The following is a 25,072-nucleotide window of genomic DNA, read 5'->3' as shown; positions in this document are numbered from 1 at the left end:
CAGCGATTGGACTCAAACATGCTCAAACTAACTGTTGGCCCGATTATTGGCCACACCACAACTAATCACGCGCGTATATTTGTGCGCGGYGAAGCGCAAAAAGATGCACCCGTATTTGCCGGCATCCGTTATCGGCAGTCCGGGCGTGAGCAATGGCTTAAAAGTATCTTTGTAAGGCTGACAAGCCTGCAAGACATGTCCGATGTCATTGTTATCAATAACCTGGCGGCCGATACCGAATACGAATACCAGGCTGGCTGGTTCAGTACCACGAGTGCCGGGCACTCCGTGGATTCGGTGCAAGAACTGCCGCTGCGATGGCCGCAAGAACTCTATCGCGTGCGCACCCGGTCCAGCACGGCCGGCACACCACGAGCCTATTTCGTTGGCTCATGCCGTTACTTGCGGATGACCGCCGGCATCCCGTCGGCGCCACATCTGGGCGACCGGATATTTGCCTCGATTTCACAATTGGCTCAGCAAGCCGACCCGCCGGTCAGCGCGATGTTGATGACTGGCGATCAGATCTATGTCGACGATTTGAATTTTTTCGCACCTGACCGCGAATATCAGGAAATACTCGCAAAATACCGTGCGACTTTCTCACAGCCGCATATTTCCAGGTTAATGGCCAATGTATCGACTTACATGATCCTCGACGATCACGAAATTGAAGATAACTGGCCGAAAAATAAAAAATCAGGCGATGATTTTTTATATAAAAACGCCATCACTGCTTATGAGTTATATCAAGCCAGCCACAGCCCGGCATTTGAATTACTAGAGGATGGGCGGATCAGCCGGCATCCGAAGCACTATTGGTATAAGTTCACCGATGGCGATATCGAATGGTTCGTCACCGATAGCCGCACCCAGCGTAATCTGTCCGCCGATGATCGACGTATCCTTGATGTTGAGCAGGAATATGCCTTGTGCCAATGGCTGATCCACAGCCCCGCCCGGGTCAAGTTGGTGGTCACCAGCGTGATGCTCTATCCCGACGCCAAACACAACGGGGATGACGCCTGGGCCGGTTTTCCCGGGCAACGGCTGCGGTTGCTGGAGACCATTCGCTCGCACCGACTGAAGAATATCATTTTCGTTTCCGGCGACGTCCACGGCTCCTTGACCAGTCGACTGACCCACAGCGAAGACCCGGACTTTGAGGTGCACACCATCGTGTCGTCGCCATTGTGCAACATCAAACTGTTGCCCTATGCCAGTCAATCCAGCTTTATCCTCGACCAGCCGTTGGCACGCAACGCCGCAGGCGAATATCGACAGGAATTGACCGGCAAAGTCATCAGTCAGGATAACTTCGCGCATCTCGTCATCGATGCAGAACGCATTCAGGTGAATTACCACGATCGGGAGGGCAAGTTGCTGCAATCGACAGGCATTAATTTGCGTTGATGGCAAAAAAATCACAGCCTTCGGGACGCTCGGCTTTCGTCAGACGAGATGCAAGGCGCCTGTTTCACCATTTCCAGCCTCGGCCACATTGGCGGCACCGGCTTCACGCCGATCGTCAACGCGCCGGAAGTGGCGATCCCCGGTGTTTCCAAGGCAACCATCCGGCCAGTCCGGGATGGCAAAGCCTTCCAGCCGAAACTGATGTTGCCACTGTCGCTGTCCTACGATCACCGTGTGATCAACGGCGCCGCTGCTGCACGCTTCACCAAGCGTCTGAGCGACCTGCTGGGCGACATCCGCACCATGCTCCTGTAACACCGACCGACCCTCCTTCACCGGAGGCCCGATTGCGTTCCACGTTTCCGAGCGCCACGCTCGTACCTCAACCCCGCCAATTTGGCGGGGCTTTTTTTTGCCTCGATCTCCACTGTTCTCCAAAAATAATATCCTGTTATTTCTGACAGTTGTTTTTCCAGCCTTACGTCACTTAGTTTAATAAGCGAGGGCCAATCACTGGTCCCATTATTAAGGATGATGACATGCAAAACCCACCTCAACCACGCTGCAGCGCTCGCTCCAGCCCACGCCTGGACACGACTTTCGGCACCCAAGGCACTGTGAAGTGCAACGCAATGCTGCTTGGTAACGGGGTATCCGCCTCGTCTATCTATGCCGTCGCTCTGCGTCAGGACCGCTCGCTAGTGTTGGCAAGCAGCTATGCCGACAAAGCACTTCTGATCGCCTTGAACGAGGATGGCAGCCTGGACCGAACCTTCAATGCCCAGGGTTATGTGTCTGAGGATCTTGATGATGTACGCCCCAACGAAGGTATCGATGTTCAGTTGATGCCCGATGGTCGGTTGCTGCTGACAACATGGCTCGAAGGCCAGGACGGGTATATTCCAGGGTTCGTCATGTACCACCACAATGGCCAGCGTGACCGGACCTTCGGCAATAACGGGGTCACCATCGTCGAATTGGATTCCTCGCGCAACGCCAGGACCCGGCGCTCAATCATGGCCCGCTCCTCAAAAGCTCGTAATGGCACCCACAGCACTCCGCCCATCATGACTCCCGAGGGACAGTTACTGATTCCGTTCGTAATGGACAACTTCTACGGCGAACCGGCCAGGACCGTTCTGATCCGCCTGAAGGAGAACGGGCAACTGGACACCCAATTTCACGATAAAGGCTACATCGAGATCACCTATGAAAATGGCCCGTGCCGACTGGATGCAATCATCAGTCTGCCGGCGCGCGACCTTGCGCAACGCCTCGTACTGGCCGGCCAATATAGCGGAGGGGCGCTACTGGCTGGCGTGACTCTGGAGGGTGAAGCCGATCCGGCCTTCGGCAATCAGGGCTTCACGGCCCTGCCCGGCGAGCGGGCATTCCTGGCGCTGGACCAGACGCCGGATGAAGAACTGCTTGCCTCGGGCTACACCCAGACCCCACAACAGGCACTCGCGGGCTGGATCGTCCGGTTTACCTCAAACGGGCATCTCGACCAAAGTTTCGAACCTGTCACCACGCCTGCCGATAGCCGCAACATTCGATTCGAGCGCGTGCAATCGAACGATGACCAGCAGATCCTCTGCGCCGGGCAAATCATCTCTCCTGGGCCACGTTTTCATGGCGTGCTGGCTCGCTACTTACACAATGGCCAGCCCGACGACAGCTTTGGCAAAAATGGCCTTTTCGAAGAACTCGAAGGCAGTTTCTGGGACATCATCAGAACCGATAACCAGCTGCTGGCGGTCGGCGGGCAGACTGACAACTCCGCCGGTTCGGTACGACGCTACCATCTAACCCCTGAAACTTGAGATCTCTTCGCCGACTTCCATAGCAAAAGTTGAGGGAGGCACCCCCCCCCACTGGACGACGATGTATCGCTCACACTTCAACCCCACCAATCTGGCGGGGTTTCTTTCATCCGCATTTTTTACCGAAAAGAGAAATCAGAGCTCAAATTCGGCCAAATTTATGACTTTTTGCTATTAACTGGAGAAATCTTCGTTCCTGCCGACATAGGCTTATAGCACTTGGCCTTCATCCTCTCTTGTCAGCCAGTGCCGCATGATGCAACCTTGCCGCAGGCAACAGTAAAGAGGGCGAGAGCCCGGCGCGTTCAGCATATTCGAAGCGAGTTTCCCTCCATGAAAAGCCAACCCGATGCCGCCAGCCGTATGGTGGCCGAGGTAGTGACGCAGTTGCCTGTGCCCTCGCGGCTCGGCATGCTGCGTTTCGAACGGCTTAATGAACCCAGCTGGGCGCTGCTGTTTCTCGATCCCAATTGCGAACGCCAGTTCGGTCTGCCAGCCGTCGAGTTGTGTGCGCTGGTGGGCTCGCCCTACGCCAGCCTGATGGAGCCGCAAGCGCGCTATCAACTGCACGACGCGGTCCAGCAGCAGCTGACTGAAAGCCCGCATTACCTGATCCGCTACACCCTGCACACCGCCTCGGGCTCCCTGAATCTGCTGGAACTGGGCGAAGCCTACAAACAACACAATCGTCACCTGTTGCGCGGCTACCTGTTGGTCATTGACGGCCTGGTCGAGGACGACCCGCTGCAACCGGCGCTGGATCTGGAAACCCAGAACTCGCGCCTGCAAATCGCCCTGGAACTCAATCAACGTGCCCAGCAGGAGCAACTGCTGCATCTGGACCGGGCGCGTGCCCAGCAGGACCTGATCCTGCTGCTCACCCGTCAACGCTACAGCAGCAACAATTCCTTGCAGGAAGCCGCCGAGCTGATCACCCGCAGCGCCTGCGATATTTACGAGATCGACTGCGCCAGCCTGTGGCACCTCGAAGGCTCGAGGCTGGTGCCGATCTCGGCCTATCACCGCACGAATCAGCAATACCTGCTGCCGCAGCCGATCGACGTCAGCGTTTTCCCCGATTACCTCGACGCCTTGCACACCGGCCGCGCCATCGACGCCCATAACGCCATGCGCGACCCGCGTACCCGGGAGATGGCCGAAAGCCTGCGTCCGCGCGACGTCAACGCAATGCTCGACGCCAGTATCCGCGTCGATGGCCAGGTGGTCGGCGTTTTGTGCCTGGAGCAGACCGGCGCGACCCGCGCCTGGCAGTCGGATGAAATCGCCTTCGCCGGAGAACTGGCGGACCAGTTTGCCCAGGTCATCAGCAACCACAACCGGCGAACCGCCACCAGCGCCCTGCACCTGTTCCAGCGTGCGGTCGAGCAAAGTGCCAACGCCTTTCTGCTGGTCAACTGCGACGGCGTGGTGGAATACGTCAACCCGAGCTTCACCGCGATCACCCAATATTCCACGGAAGAAGTGCACGGTCAGCGCCTGTCAGAACTACCAGCCCTGGAGAACCTCAGCGAACTGCTGTTCGACGCGCCTTCGGCGCTGGCCAAGAGCAACAGTTGGCAGGGCGAATTCAAGAGTCGCCGGAAAAATCTCGAACCCTATTGGGGCCAGTTGTCGATCTCCAAGGTTTACGGCGACAACCGCGAGCTGACCCACTACATCGGCATCTACGAAGACATCACCCAGGCCAAGCTCGCTCAGCAACGTATCGAGCGCCTGGCCTACACCGACAACCTGACCAATCTCGGCAACCGCCCGGCCTTCATTCGCAACCTCGATGAACGCTTCGCCCGGGACAGCGATGCGCCAATCAGCCTGTTGCTGGTGGACATCGATAACTTCAAGCGGATCAATGACAGCCTTGGCCACCAGACTGGCGACAAGCTGCTGATCAGCCTCGCCCGACGCCTGCGCAACAGCCTGGTTCCGAGCGGCAGCCTGGCGCGATTCGCCAGTAACGAATTCGCCGTGTTACTGGACAACAGCGACCTCACGGTGGGTCAGCAAGTAGCCAACCAGTTACTGGCGACCCTCGACAAACCGATGTTCGTCGACAACCAGTTGATCAGCGTCACCGGCTCCGTGGGCCTGGCCTGCGCGCCGCTGCACGGGCGCGACCCGCAAACCCTGATGCGCAATGCCGGGTTGGCGCTGCACAAGGCCAAGGCCAATGGCAAACACCAGGTGCAAGTGTTCACCGAAGCGCTCAACGCCGAGGCCAGCTACAAGCTGTTCGTCGAGAACAACCTGCGACGCGCCCTGACCCAGAACGAACTCGACGTGTTCTATCAGCCCAAGCTGTGCTTGCGCAGCGGTCGCCTGCTGGGCATGGAAGCACTGCTGCGCTGGGACCATCCGGAAAAGGGCATGATCCGCCCGGATCAGTTCATCAGCGTCGCCGAAGAAACCGGGCTGATCATTCCGATCGGCAAATGGATCGCCCGCCAGGCCTGCCGCATGAGCAAAGCGCTGACCGCCGCCGGCCTGGGCAACCTGCAAGTGGCGATCAACCTGTCGCCCAAGCAGTTTTCCGATCCGGACCTGGTGGCCTCCATTGCCAACATCCTCAAGGAAGAAGCCCTTCCAGCTCATTTGCTGGAGCTGGAGCTGACCGAAGGCCTGCTGCTGGAAGCCACCGAAGACACCCACTTGCAACTCGACCAACTCAAGCGCCTGGGCCTGACCCTGGCCATGGACGACTTCGGCACCGGTTACTCGTCGCTCAGTTACTTGAAAAAATTCCCCATCGACATAATCAAGATCGACCGAAGCTTCATCCACGAAATCCCGGACAACCAGGACGACATGGAAATCACCTCCGCGGTGATCGCCATGGCGCACAACCTGAAAATCAAGGTCGTGGCTGAAGGCATCGAAACCGCCGAGCAGTTGTCGTTCCTGCGCCGTCACCGCTGCGACGTCGGCCAGGGCTACCTGTTCGATCGTCCGATCCCGGGCAATGAGCTGATCGAAAAGCTCAAGCGCTACCCACGTGGCCCAATCGCCTGACAGGCACAGAACCTGCGAGCTCGCTCGCGAAGGGCCATCGAAATCGCTACAAAATCCACTCCTTGCCACTTTCCTTGAGCTGCATCAAAAGACCGATTCGTTAGGCACCTTACCATTGGACATCGAACATTTTTAACGTCCTCTGGAGCCCCCATGAACAAGTCCATGCTCAGCGCTTCGCTGGTTGCCCTCGCGCTCGCAGCCCCGCTCGCCCAAGCCTTCGAGGCCGGCGATATTCTCATTCGCGCTGGTGCAATCACCGTCAACCCGGAAGCCGACAGCTCCAGCGTCAAGGTCGATCAAGGTCCTCTGGCGGGTGCCGACCTGGGTGGCAAGGCGACCATGAGCAGCGACACGCAACTGGGCTTGAACTTCGCCTACATGCTCACCAACCACCTGGGTATCGAGCTGCTGGCAGCCACACCGTTCGAGCATGACGTGAAACTCAAGGACACGGCCCTGAGCGCGGCCAACGGCAAACTCGGCACCCTCAAGCACCTACCGCCAACCTTGAGCCTGGTGTACTACCCGCTGGATCCGAAGTCGGCCTTCCAGCCGTACGTCGGCGGCGGCATCAATTACACCTATATCTACGACGAACACGTTGGCAGCCAAGCGCAGTCCGCCGGTTTCAGCAACTTCAAGGCGGAAAACTCCTGGGGCCTGGCATGGCAGGTCGGTGCTGACTACATGCTGACCGATAAGATCATGATCAACGCCCAGGTGCGCTACATCGACATCGATACCCGCGCCACCGTCGAGAACAACTCGATTGCCCCAGGTACCCGGGCACGTGTGGACGTCGATGTAGACCCATTCATCTACATGGTGGGTCTGGGCTACAAGTTCTAAGCGACATCGCTGAAAGAATGTTCACGTGGTGGTGAACCTGGATGTTGTGGCGAGGGAGCTTGCTCCCGCCGGGTTGCGAAGCAGCCCTATTCCAGGCAGAAGCGGTGACTCAGACAAACCGCATTGACTGGATTGACGACTGCTACGCAGTCGAGCGGGACGATGCGGCGATCCGACAAGCTCCCTCGCCACAGGAATTGCACAGACTTTTAATGCAAATTCCGGCCACAAAAAAGGCGCCTGTCAAAGGCGCCTTTTTTGTGGCAGCAAAAATCTCAGCGCCCCAGCAACCGCGCCAGCCCCACACGCATCGGTGTCTGCTCTGTGGTAGTGAAGCGCTCCAACAGACGCCGGTTGTTCGCCCGGGAGTGACGAATGTCACCGGAGCGCGCCGGACCGTAGCTCACCGGTGGCAACTTGCCGACCACGGCTTCCAGCGCTTCGAGCATTTGCTTGAGTGTCGTCGCCTGGTTCCAGCCAACGTTGACCGCACCGACTTCGACCCGAGGCTTCTCGATGGCCTGCACCAGCAAGTCGACCAGGTCTTCGACGTAGACAAAATCCCGGGTCTGCTCGCCATCGCCGAACACGGTGATCGGCAAGCCCTTTAGTGCGCGCTCGCTGAAAATACTGATCACCCCGGAGTACGGCGAGGACGGATCCTGGCGCGGGCCGAAGATGTTGAAGAAGCGGAAAATCACCGGCTCCAGCCCATGCTGGCGGCGGTAGAAGTCGAAGTAATGCTCGCTGGCCAGTTTGTCTACCGCGTAAGGCGTCAGGGGGGCCTTGGGCGTGTCTTCATCGATCGACTCACCTTCACCATTGTTGCCATAGACCGCCGCGCTTGAGGCAAACAGCACGCGTTTGACTCCGGTCTGGCGCATGGCCTCGCAGACATTCAGCGTGCCGATGAAGTTGCTCTGGTGCGTGCGCACCGGATCGTCCACCGAGGCCTGCACCGAAGCAACGGCGGCCAGGTGCGCCACAGCACTGCAACCGGCCATCGCCCGGGCAACCAAAGCCGCATCGGCCACGTCGCCGACGATCAGTTCGACCCTGGGATTGTCCAGCGGCAGATTGCTGCGCTTGCCGGTGGACAGGTCATCGAGAATCCGCACCGCATGGCCCTTGGCAAGCAGGGCGTCAGTCAGGTGCGAACCAATGAAACCGGCACCGCCGGTGATCAAAACGGGACCGTCAGCCATGGCGATAGAACCTGTCCAGTAGACCGGGAAGCGCCGCACGCCAGGCGCGCGGTTTGATCCCGAAGGTGTGCAGAATTTTTTTGCAGGCCAATACCGCGTGTTGCGGTTCTTCGGCAGCATCAGGACGCGCGGCATGGGCCTGAGCGGTCGGGGCTTCGATGGCCAGCGGATGCAGGCTGCGGGCTTCAGTCAGAATCGCCTGCCCCAGCGCCAGCGGCGTAGTCGCCTCATGCCCGGCGTAGTGGTAGGTGCCCCACAGCGGCGCGGCACAATCGAGTTGCTTGAGCACTGAAATGATCACGCGGGCAGCATCGTCGACCGGCGTCGGATTGCCCCGTCGGTCATCGGCCATCAGCAGCTCTTCGGGTTGTTCGGCACGGGCCAGGAAGCGACCAAGGGTGCCATCCGGACTGTCGTCCAGCAGCCAGCCGAAACGCAACAGCACGTGTTGCGGGCAGGTGGCGCGAACGCTTTGCTCGATCCGCCACAACGCCTGACCGCGCAGGCCCAATGGCACCGGTTCGTCTTTTTCGCTGTAGGCCGTGGCACGGGAGCCGTCGAACACTCGATAGCTGGAAGGTTGCAGCAGGACGATGTTGTGGTGCTGGCACAATTCCGCCAGACGCTCGATCGCACGCTCCTGGCCGGCCAGACGCTGTTCGCTCACCGCCTCTGCCTGAAACCAGTCGAAGTAGTAGGCAAGGTTGATCAATGCATCGGGACGGGTGTCGTCGAGCAGTTGTGTCAGGCTCGCGGCATCCCAGCCGTCTTCGGGCGGGCGGGGTGCGAGGAAACCGATGTCTTCCTCCGCACCGAGGCGAATCAGCGCCTGCCCAAGGGCATTTCCGCCGCCCAGTAACATAAGGCGCATTCGCATAGAGTCAGCAGGCCCAGTCTGATTGAAACAATGGCGTTATCGACACCGCGCCCAGGCGATGTCGTTGGTAATTGCCGGAATCGTTGCATTTTGCGGGTTTAGAGCGCAACCGTCATCCGTAAAGTGTAGATGCCTGAGTTTTGCAGTGCTGCCACTGGCTTCATCGCGAGCAAGCTCGCTCCTACAGTGGTTTTGTGTACACCGCCCCCCTGTGGGAGCGAGCTTGCTCGCGATAGGGCCCTGAAAGGCGGTGAAGATCTTGAGTGGTACTTGCATCTTGCGCCCCCCACCCGCATAAATTGCTGCATGAACCTGCCCATCCCCGCAGACAGTGCCCTGAGCGGCTTTCACCCTGCCGTCAGCGCCTGGTTCAGCCACACGTTCGCAGCGGTCACCGCCGCCCAGGCCCGGGCGTGGCCGTCGATCCGCCAGCGCCGTTCGACCCTGGTCGCCGCGCCCACCGGCTCCGGCAAGACCCTCACCGCCTTTCTCGCCGTCATCGACGACCTGGTGCACCGCGGCCTGGAAAGCCCCGAAGGCTTGCCCGACGCCACCCTGGTGGTCTACGTCTCGCCCCTCAAGGCGCTGTCCAACGACATCCAGATCAACCTGCAAAACCCGCTGGCCGGCATTACCGAGCAATTGCGCGTGATGGGGCTGCCCGAACTGCAGATCAGCACCGCCGTGCGCACCGGCGATACTCCGCAAAAGGACCGTTCGGCGATGCGCAAGACGGCGCCGCATATTCTGGTGACCACACCGGAGTCCCTGTATGTGCTGCTTGGCTCTGATTCCGGCCGGCAGATGCTCGGCACCACACAAACGGTGATCGTCGACGAGATCCACGCCATGGCCGCCAGCAAACGCGGCAGCCACCTGGCACTGAGCCTTGAACGCCTGCAAGCACTCTGCCCGGAGCCGCTGCTGCGCATCGGTCTGTCAGCCACGCAAAAACCCATCGAAGCCGTCTCGCGCTTCCTGGTGGGTCGCGACCGCCCGTGCGAGATCATCGACATCGGCCACGCCCGCCCCCGCGACCTGGATATCGAAGTACCACCCGTGCCGCTATCGGCCGTGATGGCCAACGATGTCTGGGAACTGGTCTACGACCGCCTCGCCGCCCTCGCCCGGGAACACCGGACCACGCTGATTTTCGTCAACACCCGGCGCCTGGCCGAACGCCTGAGCCGGCACCTGAGCGAGCGCCTGGGCAAGGATGCCGTGGCGGCCCACCACGGCAGCCTGGCCAAGGAATTTCGCCTGGACGCCGAGCAGCGACTCAAGCGCGGCGACCTGCAGGTGCTGATCGCCACGGCGTCGCTGGAACTGGGGATCGATATCGGCGACGTCGACCTGGTGTGCCAGATCGCCTCGCCACGTTCGATTGCCGGGTTTCTGCAACGGGTCGGCCGTTCCGGGCACCAGGTCGGCGGCACGCCCAAGGGCCGTTTGTTCGCCACCACCCGCGACGACCTGATCGAATGCGCCGCGCTACTCGACTGCGTGCGCCGGGGCGAACTCGATACCTTGATGATCCCGCAGGCGCCGCTGGACGTGCTGGCGCAGCAGATCATCGCCGAGGTCAGTTGCCAGGAGTGGCCGGAGCAGGCGTTGCTGGAGATGCTGCGCCGTGCCTCGCCCTACGCTGCACTCGACGACAAACACTACCAGGCGCTGCTGCACATGCTCGCCGAGGGCTACAACGGGCGTCAGGGCATCCGCAGTGCCTACCTGCACCGCGACGCCGTGAGCCGCACCCTGCGCGGTCGCCGGGGCGCAAAACTGACGGCGGTGACCAGCGGCGGGACCATTCCGGACAACGCCGACTACAGCGTGCTGCTGGAGCCTCAAGGGCTGAACATCGGCACCATCAACGAAGACTTCGCGGTGGAAAGCATCGCCGGGGATGTCTTCCAGTTGGGCAATACGTCCTATCGGATCCTGCGGGTGGAAACCGGCAAAGTCCGGGTCGAGGACGCCCAGGGCCAGCCGCCGACCATTCCGTTCTGGCTCGGTGAAGCACCGGGGCGCAGCGCCGAACTGTCCGCGGCGGTGGCGCGCTTGCAGGCACAACTCGATGACCTGCTGGGGGTTGCGCCAGGCAACTTGCAGCCAGCGCTCGACTGGCTGACTGACACCTTGGGCCTGAACCTCGCCAGCGCCGGACAACTGGTGGACTACCTGGCCCGCGCGCGGCAAACGCTGGGTGCCCTGCCCTCGCAAGACACGCTGCTGATGGAGCGCTTTTTCGACGAGTCCGGCGGCACGCAACTGGTAATTCACACGCCGTTCGGCAGCCGCATCAACCGCGCCTGGGGTCTGGCCCTGCGCAAGCGTTTCTGTCGCACCTTCAACTTTGAATTGCAGGCCGCCGCCAGCGAAGACGCCATCGTGCTGTCGCTGTCCACCAGCCACAGTTTTGAACTGGACGATGTCTGGCGCTACCTGCACAGCAACAGCGCCGAGCATATCCTGATTCAAGCGGTGCTCGACGCGCCGCTGTTCGGTGTGCGCTGGCGCTGGAATGCCGGGGTGGCCCTGGCGCTACCGCGCTACAGCGGCGGGCGCAAAGTCCCGCCGCAGATCCAGCGGATGAAAAGCGAAGACTTGATCGCCAGCGTGTTTCCCGACCAGATCGCCTGCGTGGAAAACCTCGCCGGCGAACGGGAAATTCCCGACCATCCGCTGGTAGAGCAGACCCTCGACGATTGCCTGCACGAAGCCATGGACACTGAAGGCTGGCTGGCCCTGTTGCGGCGCATGGAACGCGGCGACATTCGCCTGATCAGCCGCGATTTGCCGGCGCCTTCGCCGCTGGCGGCGGAGATTCTCAGCGCCCGCCCCTATACCTTTCTCGACGATGCGCCACTGGAGGAACGCAGAACCCAGGCCGTGCTCAATCGCCGCTGGAGCGACCCGCAATCCACCGACGACCTCGGTGCCCTGGATGCCGAGGCGATTGCCGCCGTGCGCGACGAAGCCTGGCCGACGCCCTCCGGCGTCGATGAAATGCACGAAGCGTTGATGAGCCTGGCGGGCATCAGCGATGCCGAGGCCGGTGCCAATCCGCGGTGGCTCGATTGGCTCACGACCCTGGCCGACAGCGGACGCGCGAGCCGCTTGCAGATCAACGCTGGGCAATCGTTGTGGTTGGCGCTGGAGCGCCTGACCTGCCTGCGGGCGATTTATCCACAGGCCGAATTGACGCCACGGCTGCAAGCGCTGCCGGACTTCGACGAGGTCTGGGAACCCGACGACGCCATCCTCGAACTGATCCGCGCACGGCTCAGTGCCTTCGGGCCGCTGGCGCTCGATCGTATTGCCGAACCACTCGGCTTGCCCGCTGCACGGGTCAACCAGACCCTGGCGCAACTGGAACGCGAAGGCTACGTGCTGCGAGGTCGCTTCACCCCGGGCACCGCCGAAGAAGAATGGTGCGAGCGGCATTTGCTGGCGCGGATTCACCGCTATACGGTCAAGCGCCTGCGTCGGGAAATCGAACCGGTGGCGTTGCAGGATTTCATGCGATTCCTGTTCGACTGGCAGCATGTATCGGCCGCGAGCCAGGGTCAGGGCGCGGCGGTTTTGCCAGCCGTCGTCGCGCAATTCGAAGGCTACCCCGCCGCAGCCTCAGCCTGGGACAGCGACATCCTGCCCGGACGGATCAAGGACTACTCAGCGACCTGGCTGGATGAGTTGTGCCGCAGCGGCAGACTGGTGTGGACGCGCCTGACCGCGCACAACAAAAGCGCCAGCGCCGCGCTGCGCAGCACGCCGATTGTATTGCTGCCGCGTAACCGGGTCGGTCTCTGGAGCGGTTTGACCGAACAGACGCCGGTCAGCGAACTGTCGCCGAAAACGCAAAAGGTCCACGCCGCCCTCAGCCAGCACGGCGCGCTGTTTTTCGATGAGCTGATCCATGAGGCCCATCTGCTGCGTTCGGAGCTGGAAATCGCCCTGCAGGAACTGGTAGGCGCGGGGTTGGTGAATGCCGACAGCTTCGCCGGATTGCGCGCACTGATCACCCCGGTCAGCAAGCGCCAGCCGCGCAACAGTCGGCGCGGGCGCGGGGCATTTATCGGTGGTATGGACGACGCCGGGCGCTGGGCGCTGTTGCGACGCGCACCTGCCGCGCCCGTGGTGGAAAACCAGCGTCCCGCGCCGACACCGGCCGAAACCCTTGAACACATCGCCATGACCTTGTTGCGTCGCTATGGCGTGGTGTTCTGGCGCCTGTTGGAACGCGAGGCGGATTGGCTGCCGAGCTGGCGCGAACTGCTGCGCACTTTCCATCGCCTGGAGGCACGGGGCGAGATTCGTGGCGGGCGGTTTGTCAGCGGCCTGGCGGGCGAGCAATTCGCCCTTCCCGAGGCGATTCCATTGCTGCGCGAGGTCCGGCGTCGGCCCCATGACGGCAGTCTGGTCGCGGTGTGCGGGGTCGATCCGCTGAACCTTGCCGGCACGCTGTTGCCCGGCGCGAAAGTCCCGGCGCTGGCGAGCAATCGGCTGGTGTATCGCGATGGTTTGCCGGTGGCTGCCGAGATTGCCGGCAAGCAGCAGTTCTGGCTGGAGCTGAATGAACAGGCAATGGCTGAAGTGCGCAGTAAGCTTATCCGGCATTAATGTGGTCTGGACCGGCCCCATCGCGAGCAAGCTCGCTCCCACAGGGGATTTTCTGTGAATACAAATTTTTGGCACAACAGAGATCACTGTGGGAGCGAGCTTGCTCGCGATGGGGCCAGACCAGCCACTGAAAGCCTCAAGTACAAAACTGACTACTGAGATCGCGGCCGATCCGGCATCAGCACTGCCGAATGATCCGGCTCATGCCCTGCCTCGGGCGGCGCTTCGACCGGATGCCTCGGCACCAGCGCCTGCTGTGGATAAGTCTGCGCGAAGTTCACCCACGGGCAGTTATCCACAAGCTTTTTCAAACGCTGGTTAAAGGCCCGGCTCACCGCGTATTGACCACCGGATACCGTGCGAAATTGCGCGGTCAGCACCACACCGTTGAGGTCCATCTTGTCGACGCCAAACACATCCAGCGGTCCTTGCAGGTTGTAACGCAGGAACGGGTCATTGCTGATGGAGTGCCCGGCCTCGCGGATCAGTTCGATGGCCTTATCGACATCGGTGTCGTAAGTGAATTGCACCGAGAAAAACGCATAGGCGAATTGCCGCGACTGGTTGGTCACGGCCTTGATCTGCCCGAACGGCACCGAGTGCACGAAGCCCTTGCCATCACGCAGGCGCAAGGTGCGGATGGTCAGGCCTTCGACGGTGCCGGCATGCCCGGAATCAAGCACCACCCAGTCACCGATGGACAGGGTGTCTTCGATGATGATGAACAGCCCGGTAATCACGTCCTGCACCAGTTGCTGGGAACCGAAACCGATCGCCAGGCCGATCACCCCGGCACCAGCCAGGAACGGCGCGACGTTGATCCCCAGGTTGGCCATGGTGGTGATCGCGCAAATCACCACCAGGATGATTTTGATCGCGTTGCGCAGCAGCGGCAGGATGGTTTTCACCCGCGTACTCGGCTGGCGCGCCGAGCGCTTGTAGGTCGGTGGTTTCAGGGCCTCCTGAATCGCCGTATCGAGCACCACCCAGACCATCCAGGTCACCAGCAGGATCAAACCGATGTGGCTCAGGGAATCACTGATCGCCCGGCCAACGGCATTGCTCACCGCGAATTCGAACAGCGACACGCCCCAGATCCGCCCGAGGATATCGATGAACACGATGGCCATGCCGATGCGCAGCAACGCATGGGACAGATTGAGAAAACGCTCCTTGTAGGCGCCGCTGCGGCGCAGCTCCGCTTCGCTGCGCGCCTTGAACAGATGATGCAGCGTGGTGCTGAGAAATACCGTGGCGATCAGCAGCACCGTGGTGAACAAGGCGCTGCGCAGCACTCTCTGGTTGTCCGCCCCGGCACCGATCAGGTTGATGATCGAAACCAGTACCATCAACAGAATCGGCCAATACCAGAGCCCGGAAAATATCCGCAGGGTTTCACGCAACGCCGGCTGCCTGAGGCGCTGGGCCAGCGGCAGGATGCGGATCACATGGGCTACCGGGCGACGCATGCGGATCACCAGCAAGCCGAAGGAAATCGACGCGGCCAACCCGGTGAATACTGCAATGCTGCTGGTGAGATTGCTGCCCAGTTGATGGGCGATCTGCGGACTGGTCAGGGCATCGCTCAAGGCCACCAGAAAACCGATACCGAATAACGGCCGGGGACTTTTCTCGCGAATGATCTGCACCGCCCGCCGCTTGTGGCCGGCATTGAACACCACCACCAGCGACAGCACCAATGACACGGAAAATATCCCCGTGCTTGCGGCATAAGCCAGACACAGCGCGAGCGCCCGACCGGCCGATATCGGCAAAAACTGGCTGGCATAAATCGTCAGGGGCAGGCTGACCACCGCCGGAAGAGTGTAGGGCAGCACGTAACCGAGCAACGCCTGTCCCCGTTCACGACTGAGCAGCAGACGATGCTCGCACAGACGCCTGGCGGTCATCCGCCCAAGCAGCCAAAGACAGGCAAACACCACCGCCCACACGCAGGTCAGTAGCAGAAAATCGCCGGCGACACTCCAGGGCGAACGGGCCGAAGGCTGATTGACCAACTGATCCACTTCATCGGCCGCGCGATCGGCACGCAGGCGCCAGGCGTCGACCAGGTTCTCGTTGAGATCGAGTCTGGTCTGGACCTCGTCGATGCTTGAGCTGATAGCACCGAGCAAGCCGCCCTGTACCAGCGGTTCGGGGTGCGCCAGCGGTGTCGCGGTGGCCGGCAGCCCCGGTATCGCGGCGGCTTCCAGCTGCTCGCTGCCCAGCAACAGCAACGCACCCAGCAGTATCGCGGTCTTGAGCCTGATCAAAGCACCCACTCCTTTGGCTGTGTCTGTAAGGTACTGATCGAGAAATGCCGGGCAAGTTCGGACATTGCCCGCAGAAAGCAGGACAGCGATATTTGATCTGCACGCAAATATCAAATGTCCGTCCCTGTATTTTTCCGCACAACCCGAACCCCGACACTGCGCTCCATCGAATCAACCTCCGGAGTTGCAGCCATGCCCATTGCCCTGCTCGCGCTGACCCTCAGCGCCTTTGCCATCGGGACGACCGAGTTCGTCATCGTTGGCCTGTTACCCACCATTGGCGCCGACCTCGGCGTCAGCCTGCCGTCCGCCGGCCTGCTGGTCAGCCTGTATGCCCTGGGTGTTGCCGTCGGCGCCCCGGTGCTGACCGCCCTCACTGGCAAGGTTCCACGCAAATTCCTGCTGTTGTCGCTGATGGTGCTGTTCACCCTCGGCAACCTGCTGGCCTGGCAAGCACCGGGCTACGAGTCGTTGATCCTCGCCCGGATCGTCACCGGCCTGGCCCACGGGGTGTTTTTCTCGATCGGTTCGACCATCGCCACCAGTCTAGTGCCGAAGGAAAAAGCCGCCAGCACGATCGCCATCATGTTCACCGGTCTGACCGTGGCGCTGGTCACCGGCGTGCCGCTGGGGACATTCATCGGCCAGCATTTCGGCTGGCGTGAAACCTTCCTCGCCGTTTCGGCACTGGGTGTCATCGCCTTCATCGGCAGCCTGCTCTACGTGCCGAAAAATATTGCCCACGGCAAACCTGCTTCGTTGTTGCAGCAATTACAGGTGCTCAAGAAACCGCGCCTGTTGCTGGTGTATGCCATGACAGCCCTCGGCTACGGCGGCTCGTTCATCGCCTTTACCTTCCTCGCGCCGATTCTGCAGGACCTCTCCGGCTTCAGCGCCGGCACCGTCAGCCTGGTGTTGCTGGTCTACGGTATCTCGGTAGCTGTCGGCAACATCTGGGGCGGCAAACTGGCGGACAAACGCGGTCCGATCAGCGCCCTGAAAATCATCTTTGCCCTGCTCGCCGCCGTGTTGTTCCTGCTGACCTTCACCGCCGGCAATCCGTGGCTCGCGCTGGCCACCGTGCTGGTCTGGGGCGCCGTGGCGTTCGGCAACGTACCTACCCTGTGGGAGCGAGCTTGCTCGCGATGACGGCGGCAAATTCAACATGGATTTGTCAGACAGAACGCCATCGCGAGCAAGCTCGCTCCCACAGTTGTTCGGTGTTCTGCAGAAAATGTACCGCCCGTAGCCCCATCGAAACTTTCGCCGCCGCCCCAGAGTCATCCAAAGACAGTGGCCGTCAGGCGGGAGGCGACATGACAGCGAATCACACCGATATTCCCGCACACTCAAACGCAACCGACATGCGGGTACAAGGTTCGTCCGTCATTTGTCGTTTCACGGTACTGACGGTCAACACCCACAAGGGGTTCACTGCGCTCAACCGGCGTTTCATCCTGCCGGAACTGCGTGAAGCGGTACGCAGTGTGTCAGCCGATGTGGTGTTTTTGCAGGAAGTCCACGGCACCCATGAACAGCACCCCAAGCGCTACACCAATTGGCCGGCGATGCCGCAATACGAATTCCTCGCCGACACCCTTTGGCCGCAGTTCGCCTATGGACGCAATGCGGTGTATCCGACGGGTGATCACGGCAATGCGCTGTTGTCGAAATTCCAGATCATTCGCCACGACAACCTCGACGTATCCATCAGTGGCCACGAGAACCGCGGGCTCTTGCATTGCGTGTTGCGTTTGCCCGGTGACGGCCAGGAGGTGCATGCGATTTGCGTGCACCTGGGGCTGCGCGAAACCCATCGTACCGCGCAACTGAAGTTGCTCGCCCAACGCCTGGACGCCCTGCCCAGCGACGCCCCGGTGATTGTCGCCGGGGACTTCAACGACTGGCGCCAGCGCGCCGATGCGTTTCTCAAGCCCAGCGGTCTGTATGAAGTCTTCGCCGCGCAACATGGCAAACCGGCGCGCAGTTTCCCTGCGCGCTTGCCGGCATTGCGCCTGGACCGCATCTACGTGCGCAACCTCAAGGCCAGCCATCCGCAAGTGCTGTCTACCCGGCCCTGGTCGCACCTTTCCGACCACGCCCCGCTGTCGGTGGAGATCGAGCTATGAGCAGCCGGTCGATGGAAAAAACCACGCTGGAACACATCCCCGCTCCGCCCACCCACGAGCCGACAGCGGTCGATGTCGAATACGGCTGGCAAGGCAGCAATCGCGTCGAGTTGCTGGAAAACGGCGAGGCGTACTTTCCCCGGGTGTTTGCAGCCCTGCGCCGGGCGCAAAGTGAAATCCTGCTGGAAACCTTCATTCTGTTCGAGGACAAGGTCGGCAATGAGCTGCAGCAGATCCTGATCGAAGCCGCTCAGCGCGGCGTGCGCACCACCGTCAGCCTCGACGGCTTTGGTTGCGGCGAGCTGAGTACCGGGTTCCTCACCGCGCTGACTGCGGCCGGCGTACACCTGCAAGTATTCGACCCGGCACCGAAACGCCTGGGCATCCGCACCAACTGGTTCCGGCGCCTGCACCGCAAGATCGTGGTGGTGGATGGCAGCGTCGCGTTCGTCGGCGGGATCAACTTTTCCGCCGATCATCTGGCCGACTTCGGCCCCGGGGCCAAACAGGATTATTCCGTAGAGGTGCAAGGCCCTGCCGTGGCCGACATCCATCACTTCGCGCTGCTGCAATGCGGTCGCCCGATGCACGCCAAATACTGGTGGCAACGCCGTCGGCAGCGGCGTTCGGAACTGGCCTTCAGCGATCACGATGGCCAGGTACGGCTGGTGTACCGCGACAACGCGGAACACCCGACCGACATCGAAGAGGTTTACCGCCAGGTGTTGCGCCAGGCACAGCGCCGAGTGGTGATCGCCAACGCCTACTTCTTTCCCGGTTTCCGCTTGCTGCGCGAGATCCGCAACGCGGCCCGCCGAGGCGTGGATGTGCGGCTGATCCTGCAGGGCCAGCCAGACATGCGGGTGGCCAGGCTCGCCGCGCGTATGACCTATGACTACCTGCTCAAGTCCGGCGTGAAGATCTACGAATATTGCGACCGCCCGCTGCACGGCAAGGTCGCCTTGGTGGACGAGGACTGGAGCACCGTCGGCTCCAGCAACCTCGACCCATTGAGCCTGTCGTTGAATCTGGAAGCCAACGTGCTGATCCGCGACCAGGCCTTCAATCGTCATCTGTTCAATCGCCTGGAAGACCTCAGCGATAACCATTGCAAGGCCATGTCTCCCGACGTCGCGCCACGAGGTCGTGTCTGGCACATGACCATCGGTTTTCTGGTGTTTCACTTCCTGCGGCATTTTCCGGCGTGGGCCGGTTGGTTGCCGGCGCATAAACCTCGTCTGAAACGCTTCCCCCCGCCATCCGGGAGTGCTGACCATGAACCGCGCTGAGACCCATTCGGCCTCTCCCGGCAAAAGCTGGGGCAAGTCCCATTGGCGTCGCTGGAAACGACCGCTGACGATGCTGTTTTTCCTGATGCTGATCGTGCTGTTCACGACGCTCGCCCAGCGCATCGAGTGGAACGAAGTGTTCGATAACCTGGCAGATTTCAAGGTGCGCACGCTGATCATTGCTTCGGGGCTTACCCTGGTGAGTTTTCTGGTGTACGCCTGCTTCGACCTGATCGGCCGCACCTACATCCGTCAGAACCTGACGTGGAAACAGATCCTGCCCGTGGGAATCATCAGCTACGCCTTCAACCTGAACCTGAGCGCCTGGGTCGGCGGCATCGCCATGCGTTACCGGTTGTATTCGCGGCTCGGGGTGAGCAAGAGCAACATCGCGAAAATCCTTGGCCTGAGCCTGGCGACCAACTGGTTCGGCTACATGGTGATTGCCGGCGCGGTGTTCAGCAGCGGGCTGGTGCGCATGCCACCGGGCTGGAAACTCAGCAGCAGCGCGCTGCAAGGCGTGGGGGTTTTGTTGTTGCTGCTGAGCGCCGGGTACCTGGCGGCGTGTCGGTTTGCCAAACGTCGGGAGTGGGCGACTCGCGGCGTGGAAATTGATCTGCCGTCACTGCGCATGGCAGTGCTGCAACTGGTCCTGGGTGCATTGAACTGGTCGCTGATGGCGGCGGTGATTTTCACCTTGTTGCCAGGCAAACTGGATTATCCACTGGTGCTGGGCGTGCTGTTGATCAGCGCCATCGCCGGAGTCATCACTCACATCCCGGCCGGGCTCGGCGTACTCGAGGCGGTGTTCGTGGCACTGCTGCAACATGAGGTTTCGCGGGGCAGTCTGGTAGCGGGACTGCTGGCCTATCGGGCGATTTATTTCATTTTGCCGCTGTTGATTACCGTGGTGATGTATTTGCTGGTGGAAGCCAAGGCAAAATCGTTGCGGATTGCCAGGAAACCCAAGTGATTTGTGGTGCTTGGGCGTCCGTCATCGCGGGCAAGCCCGCTCCCACAGGGAGCCAGGGTGAACACATTTTTGTGCTCGTCTACGATCAACTGTGGGAGCGGGCTTGCCCGCGATGGCGTCCGCAAGCTCACCGAAAATCACTGGGATTGAATAATGCTTAACCGCTCCCCCACCACCATCTCGGTAATCCAGTCCACCAGGATCGAGGTGTAGGCCTGCTGGGAAATCGGGTCACTCAAGGCATGGTCGGCTCCATCGATGATGCGGTGGGTCAGTGAGTGCGTCTGCTGGCAGGCTGCCCGATAGCTCATGATCGTCGCGTGGGGCACGTATTCGTCGGTCTCGGACTGCACCAGCAGGACATCCCCGGTGAACTGCGAACAGGCATGCAACGCGCGGTTACTGTCGGCACGTACCAGGGTACCTCGGTAATCACGTAGATCCAGTTTGTCCAGATCGCGTTTCGGCGTGTGCCATTGCTCGTCGCGATACAACGCCGGTACCCGTAGCGCCAGCCAACGCACCGGCCTGAGCGAGGTCAGAATCGAGGCCAGATACCCCCCGTAACTGGTGCCGACCACGGCAATCGCCGACGTATCGAGAGCCGGGTGCGCGAGCAATCGGTCATAGGCTGCCAACAGGTCACGCAGGTTGTCTTCGCGGGTCACCCGGGACAATGGAATACCGGTGCCGCCGGTGTGTCCGCGCAGGTCGAACGTCAGGCAGACACAGCCCAACGCGGCGATGCCCTTGGCGCGCTCCAGATCCCGCTCCTGACTGCCGCCCCAACCGTGCACGAAGAGCACGCCGGGGACTTTCGATTTGGGGCTCAGAAAAGTCCCGCTCATCTGTTCGTTGTCGATGTCGATCTGAATGGATTCGCTTCTAGCCGTCATAGGATTTAACCGTCACATACTTGAGGAGAAAGTCACTGGTCTGCGCCGGCCCGCGATACACCTCGATGGCGTCTGCCGGCAACGGCTGATCGCTGTAGGTTTCCACCGAAGACACACGAGTCGCGCGCATCCCCGGATCGTTGACGAAACTCTGCAAGGCCGCTACCTCGGCGCTGCTGGCACCGCCCATGCGCCAGGACTGTTCGAGCACGCCACTGCGCTGTTTGCCGTCGCTATCGATGCCCTGAGCGATGTCGTAGTTGCGCCGCGATGCATAGAAACCTGGATAGGCTTCATCCGCGGCGCTGTCGAACACCTGCGCTTGCTTGATAGCCACCCGCACATCATCGGCCAGGTCCAGCTTCAGTAAATCGACGTAGCTGCCCTGCACCACCAACAGGTTCGAGCCGCCATACACCTCTTCGCCCCTTGCGTCCTTGGTCAAGTATTGTTCACCGCAGTAACTCAGCACCTTGTCGCCGATGAAACTCTGACCGACGCTGTGGGTGATCACTTGATCCAGGTCCTGCTCCAACACCACGCCTTGCGCGAACAGCGTTTTGGCTTCGGGTCGGGCGAGGATTTCGTCGAACCGGTCGAGGCTGTCGATCACTTCCTGACCCCGCCCGGCGCAGGCGTGAATCGGCTTGAGGCGGATCGGGCCGGTATAGAGCAGATGCTTCGCCGCTGGCCGTGCATCCTCCAGCGAGAACACACTGAGACCGTCGAGCACGACACTGCGCACCCGCTCGGAAAACAATGGTGCCCAGCCTTGCGGTGCATGGGCATGGTGGTTGAGCAATCCATGACTGATGGCTTTGGTGCATATGAAGTCGTGGTCGACATAACCGCCCCACAAGTCCTCCGGCCCCTTGACCCCGAGTTGCCGGGCAACCGCAGCGCCCACCAGGGTCTGGGTCGGCAACAGGTAGAGGTCCTGCCCGTCGTGCAACTGCGGGTCGTAGCTGCCGCCGTACTCGAGCCCCAGTATCTGCGCCAGCCAGCGGGCCAGTGCACGGTTGGTTTCGACTTCATGCAGTGGCGCATCGGCGAGCACCGAATGGGCGACCACCAGTTTCTTGCGGTTTGTTGGGGTCATGCCCCCCCCCCTTCAATCGACGCTTGATGAATGTAGCTGAAGGGGTGCAGAGATCAGGCCAAGCCTGTGTACGGGGAAAGGGTTTTCAAATCAGCCTGTTGCGCAGAAAGTGATGGCATGATGCCTGTTTTATTCTGCACGACGCCCTTTGAAATTCCGGCATTTTGCACGATTCAAACCCGCACACCCGACCCTGTGGGAGCGAGCTTGCTCGCGATAGCGGTGTGTCAGACACATCAATGTTGAATGTCATGCCCTCATCGCGAGCGAGCTCGCTCCCACAGTATGTTTGTGGTGCTGCGTCTAGCGCGGCGCCGCCCCCGGTGTCACCCCAAACCGCATCCGATAATCACTCGGCGCCAGCCCGGTGATTTTCTTGAACGTCGCGCGAAACGCCCCGGGGTCCTGGTAACCCACGGTCCAGGCGATATGGTCGATGGTGCCGTTGGTGAACTCGAGCATTTCCCGGGCCTTGCCGACTCGCAGATGCTGGCAGTATTCGGTGGGTTTGAGCCCGGTAGCCGCGCGGAATCTTCGCAGGAAGGTGCGCTCCTCCAGCCCTGCCTTTTCGGCCATCGCCGCCAGCGACACATCGATTGCCCCGGTGCTTTGCAGCCAGTGTTGCACCTTGAGGATCGCCGCATCACCATGACCGAGGATCGGCGCAAAGTTGCTGCCGCACTCACTGGCGCTGTCGCTGTGCTCCACCACCAGAAAACGTGCGGTATTGGTGGCAATGCTCGGTCCCAACAACCGGTTGACCAGGCGCAAACCCAGTTCGGACCAGGCCATCAGCCCGGCGGTGGTAATCAGATCACCGTCATCGACAATCGGTGTGTCGGCCTTGAGCCTGATCGCCGGGTAACGTTCGGCAAAGGTTTTGGCCGAGGTCCAGTGGGTGGTGGCGCTACGACCGTCGAGCAGACCACTTTCGGCCAACAGGATAGAACCCACGCAAACCCCGCCCAGCGTCGCGCCGCTGGCATGTTGCTCGCGCAACCAGCGGATCAATCCCTGTGGCGCCTGGCCTTCGGAAAAACCGGCGATCGATGGCGGAATCAACACGGCCACCGGGGTGCGCTCCGGACCGGGATGGCTGTTGAAGACCCGAACTGGCGGCTGATCACCTTCGACCTGCCAATGGCTGACCCGCAACAGCGGCAACTGCGCAGACTGATGTTCGGCGGCGATCCGGTTGGCCACCCCGAACAAGTCCGTCAAGCCATGCACCGCCGCCATCTGCGCGCCGGGATAGATCAGCACACCGAGCTCGGCGATTGCCCTTTCTGCATCCATTGTCAGTTTTCCCCCTCTTATTGTCGGTGCGGCCAATCCCCGGATCGTCTGCCAGCGCCAATACTTCATTCCACACCAACACACACTTCGAGGAATCAGTCATGGCCAAGCAAGCGCTCATCGTAGTCGATATCCAGAACGACTACTTCCCCCAAGGCAAGTGGCCGCTGGTCGGTGCCGACGCCGCCGCAGACAACGCCGCACGCCTGATCAAGGCCTTCCGCGACGCCGGTGATTCGGTGGTGCACATCCGCCACGAATTCACCTCCGAAGAGGCACCGTTTTTCTCCCCGAACTCCGAAGGCGCCAAGCTCCACCCCAAAGTTCTCAACCGCGCCGACGAGCCTGTGGTGCTCAAGCACTTCGTCAATTCATTCCGCGAAACCGAGCTGAAATCGATCCTCGACGAGCAAGGCATCAAGGAACTGGTGGTCGTGGGCAGCATGAGCCACATGTGCGTCGACGGCATCACCCGTGCGGCGGCGGACTTTGGCTATAAGGTAACCGTGATCCACGACGCCTGCGCGACCCGTGACCTGGAGTTCAATGGCGTGACAGTTCCGGCGACGCAGGTTCATGCGGCGTTCATGGCAGCCCTGGCGTTTGCGTATGCCAGCGTAGTGTCGACCAACGATTTCCTCGCGGCCTGAGTCTGCGGTTAAATTCCACCGCCCATAAAAAACCCGCACTTCAGGCCGAAGTGCGGGTTTTGTTTTGTCAGCTTGTAGCTTGTAGCTTGTAGCTTGTAGCTTGTAACTTGAGGCTTGCAGCTGCTTTAGAACGGAATATCGTCATCAAAGCTGTCGAAATCCGGAGCCGGCTGAGGAGCAGCCGGCTGTGGCGCCGGACGCGACTGTTGCGGTGCCGACTGCTGTGGACGCGGAGCCTGCTGGCGCGGAGCGGATTGCTGGTAGTTGTTACCGCCGCCCTGACCCTGTTGGTCGCCTTGTGGACGACCGCCCAGCAACTGCATGGTGCCTTGCATGTCGACCACGATTTCGGTGGTGTAACGCTTGATACCGTCTTTTTCCCACTCGCGGGTCTGCAGCTTGCCTTCGATGTACACCTGCGAACCTTTACGCAGGTATTCGCCGGCGATCTCAGCCACTTTGCCGAACATCGACACACGGTGCCATTCGGTTTTTTCGACTTTCTGACCGGTTTGCTTGTCGGTCCACTGTTCGCTGGTCGCCAGACTCAAGTTGGTCACGGCGTTACCATTGGGCAGGTAACGAACTTCAGGATCCTGGCCGCAAGTGCCGACCAATATGACTTTGTTAACCCCACGGGCCATTAC

16 protein-coding genes and 2 pseudogenes are annotated in these 25,072 nt (G+C 60.9%); 11 read left to right on the top strand and 7 right to left on the bottom strand.

Annotated features, from left to right (window positions below):
• Window positions 1–18: 18 nt before the first annotated feature.
• From AC1DRN_RS13225 to AC1DRN_RS13205, 5 genes and pseudogenes are all read left to right on the top strand, one after another.
• Window positions 19–1,413: an alkaline phosphatase D family protein gene (locus AC1DRN_RS13225; protein ID WP_223461705.1), complete on the top strand. Its 1,395-nt coding sequence runs from the start codon at window positions 19–21 to the stop codon at window positions 1,411–1,413.
• A 21-nt stretch (window positions 1,414–1,434) separates the two neighbouring features.
• Window positions 1,435–1,728 (top strand): annotated as a pseudogene (locus tag AC1DRN_RS13220) (2-oxo acid dehydrogenase subunit E2); the annotation flags it as partial.
• Window positions 1,729–1,952: 224 nt separating this feature from the next.
• Entirely contained in the window at window positions 1,953–3,236 is a 1,284-nt protein-coding gene (locus AC1DRN_RS13215; protein ID WP_223461703.1) for an NHL repeat-containing protein, read from the top strand.
• Window positions 3,237–3,569: 333 nt separating this feature from the next.
• The gene (locus AC1DRN_RS13210) at window positions 3,570–6,263 is read left to right on the top strand and encodes a putative bifunctional diguanylate cyclase/phosphodiesterase (protein WP_223461701.1); all 2,694 of its coding nucleotides are present in this window, start codon (window positions 3,570–3,572) and stop codon (window positions 6,261–6,263) included.
• A gap of 153 nt (window positions 6,264–6,416) precedes the next feature.
• On the top strand, window positions 6,417–7,115 hold the full coding sequence (locus AC1DRN_RS13205) for an OmpW/AlkL family protein (protein WP_223461698.1): 699 nt from the start codon (window positions 6,417–6,419) through the stop codon (window positions 7,113–7,115).
• Window positions 7,116–7,390: 275 nt separating this feature from the next.
• On the opposite strand, the gene AC1DRN_RS13200 is transcribed toward AC1DRN_RS13205, so the two are convergent.
• Window positions 7,391–8,320, bottom strand: coding sequence for an NAD-dependent epimerase/dehydratase family protein (locus tag AC1DRN_RS13200; protein WP_223461696.1), 930 nt, complete (start codon window positions 8,318–8,320; stop codon window positions 7,391–7,393).
• Complete coding sequence (locus AC1DRN_RS13195) at window positions 8,313–9,197, bottom strand: sugar nucleotide-binding protein (RefSeq protein ID WP_223461694.1); 885 nt, start codon at window positions 9,195–9,197, stop codon at window positions 8,313–8,315. Before AC1DRN_RS13195 ends, AC1DRN_RS13200 begins: the two co-directional genes overlap by 8 nt.
• Before the next feature lie 306 nt (window positions 9,198–9,503).
• On the opposite strand from AC1DRN_RS13195, the gene AC1DRN_RS13190 reads away from it, so the two are divergent.
• Window positions 9,504–13,820 carry an Lhr family helicase gene (locus AC1DRN_RS13190; RefSeq protein WP_223461692.1) on the top strand — a complete coding sequence of 1,439 codons (4,317 nt, stop codon included), beginning with the start codon at window positions 9,504–9,506 and terminating at the stop codon, window positions 13,818–13,820.
• A 152-nt stretch (window positions 13,821–13,972) separates the two neighbouring features.
• Here AC1DRN_RS13190 and AC1DRN_RS13185 read toward each other — a convergent pair whose 3' ends face one another.
• The gene (locus AC1DRN_RS13185) at window positions 13,973–16,093 is read right to left on the bottom strand and encodes a mechanosensitive ion channel family protein (RefSeq protein ID WP_223461690.1); all 2,121 of its coding nucleotides are present in this window, start codon (window positions 16,091–16,093) and stop codon (window positions 13,973–13,975) included.
• A gap of 192 nt (window positions 16,094–16,285) precedes the next feature.
• On the opposite strand from AC1DRN_RS13185, the pseudogene AC1DRN_RS13180 reads away from it, so the two are divergent.
• The 4 genes and pseudogenes from AC1DRN_RS13180 to AC1DRN_RS13165 all read left to right on the top strand — a co-directional run.
• Window positions 16,286–17,218: pseudogene (locus AC1DRN_RS13180) on the top strand (MFS transporter); the annotation flags it as partial.
• Between the two features lie 239 nt (window positions 17,219–17,457).
• Complete coding sequence (locus tag AC1DRN_RS13175; protein WP_223461781.1) at window positions 17,458–18,222, top strand: endonuclease/exonuclease/phosphatase family protein; 765 nt, start codon at window positions 17,458–17,460, stop codon at window positions 18,220–18,222.
• Window positions 18,219–19,511, top strand: a complete 1,293-nt coding sequence (gene clsB, locus AC1DRN_RS13170; protein ID WP_223461687.1) for a cardiolipin synthase ClsB — start codon at window positions 18,219–18,221, stop codon at window positions 19,509–19,511. The genes AC1DRN_RS13175 and clsB overlap by 4 nt, the downstream gene beginning before the upstream one ends.
• Window positions 19,498–20,484, top strand: coding sequence for a lysylphosphatidylglycerol synthase domain-containing protein (locus AC1DRN_RS13165; protein ID WP_223461685.1), 987 nt, complete (start codon window positions 19,498–19,500; stop codon window positions 20,482–20,484). The genes clsB and AC1DRN_RS13165 overlap by 14 nt, the downstream gene beginning before the upstream one ends.
• A 137-nt stretch (window positions 20,485–20,621) precedes the next feature.
• Here AC1DRN_RS13165 and AC1DRN_RS13160 read toward each other — a convergent pair whose 3' ends face one another.
• From AC1DRN_RS13160 to AC1DRN_RS13150, 3 genes are all read right to left on the bottom strand, one after another.
• Window positions 20,622–21,380, bottom strand: a complete 759-nt coding sequence (locus AC1DRN_RS13160; RefSeq protein ID WP_223461682.1) for an alpha/beta hydrolase family protein — start codon at window positions 21,378–21,380, stop codon at window positions 20,622–20,624.
• The gene (locus tag AC1DRN_RS13155) at window positions 21,370–22,479 is read right to left on the bottom strand and encodes a DUF3182 family protein (RefSeq protein ID WP_223461680.1); all 1,110 of its coding nucleotides are present in this window, start codon (window positions 22,477–22,479) and stop codon (window positions 21,370–21,372) included. The genes AC1DRN_RS13160 and AC1DRN_RS13155 overlap by 11 nt, the downstream gene beginning before the upstream one ends.
• A 303-nt stretch (window positions 22,480–22,782) precedes the next feature.
• Complete coding sequence (locus AC1DRN_RS13150) at window positions 22,783–23,775, bottom strand: GlxA family transcriptional regulator (protein WP_223461678.1); 993 nt, start codon at window positions 23,773–23,775, stop codon at window positions 22,783–22,785.
• Window positions 23,776–23,876: 101 nt separating this feature from the next.
• On the opposite strand from AC1DRN_RS13150, the gene AC1DRN_RS13145 reads away from it, so the two are divergent.
• Window positions 23,877–24,425, top strand: coding sequence for a cysteine hydrolase family protein (locus tag AC1DRN_RS13145; protein ID WP_223461676.1), 549 nt, complete (start codon window positions 23,877–23,879; stop codon window positions 24,423–24,425).
• Window positions 24,426–24,550: 125 nt separating this feature from the next.
• Here the strand turns inward: AC1DRN_RS13145 and AC1DRN_RS13140 are convergent, their stop codons facing one another.
• Complete coding sequence (locus AC1DRN_RS13140; protein ID WP_223461674.1) at window positions 24,551–25,069, bottom strand: single-stranded DNA-binding protein; 519 nt, start codon at window positions 25,067–25,069, stop codon at window positions 24,551–24,553.
• Window positions 25,070–25,072 lie beyond the last annotated feature (3 nt).

This window comes from Pseudomonas sp. P5_B3 (genome assembly GCF_056400405.1).
The sequence above is the reverse complement of the archived record's forward strand: the minus strand, read 5'-3'. Positions and strand labels throughout refer to the sequence as shown.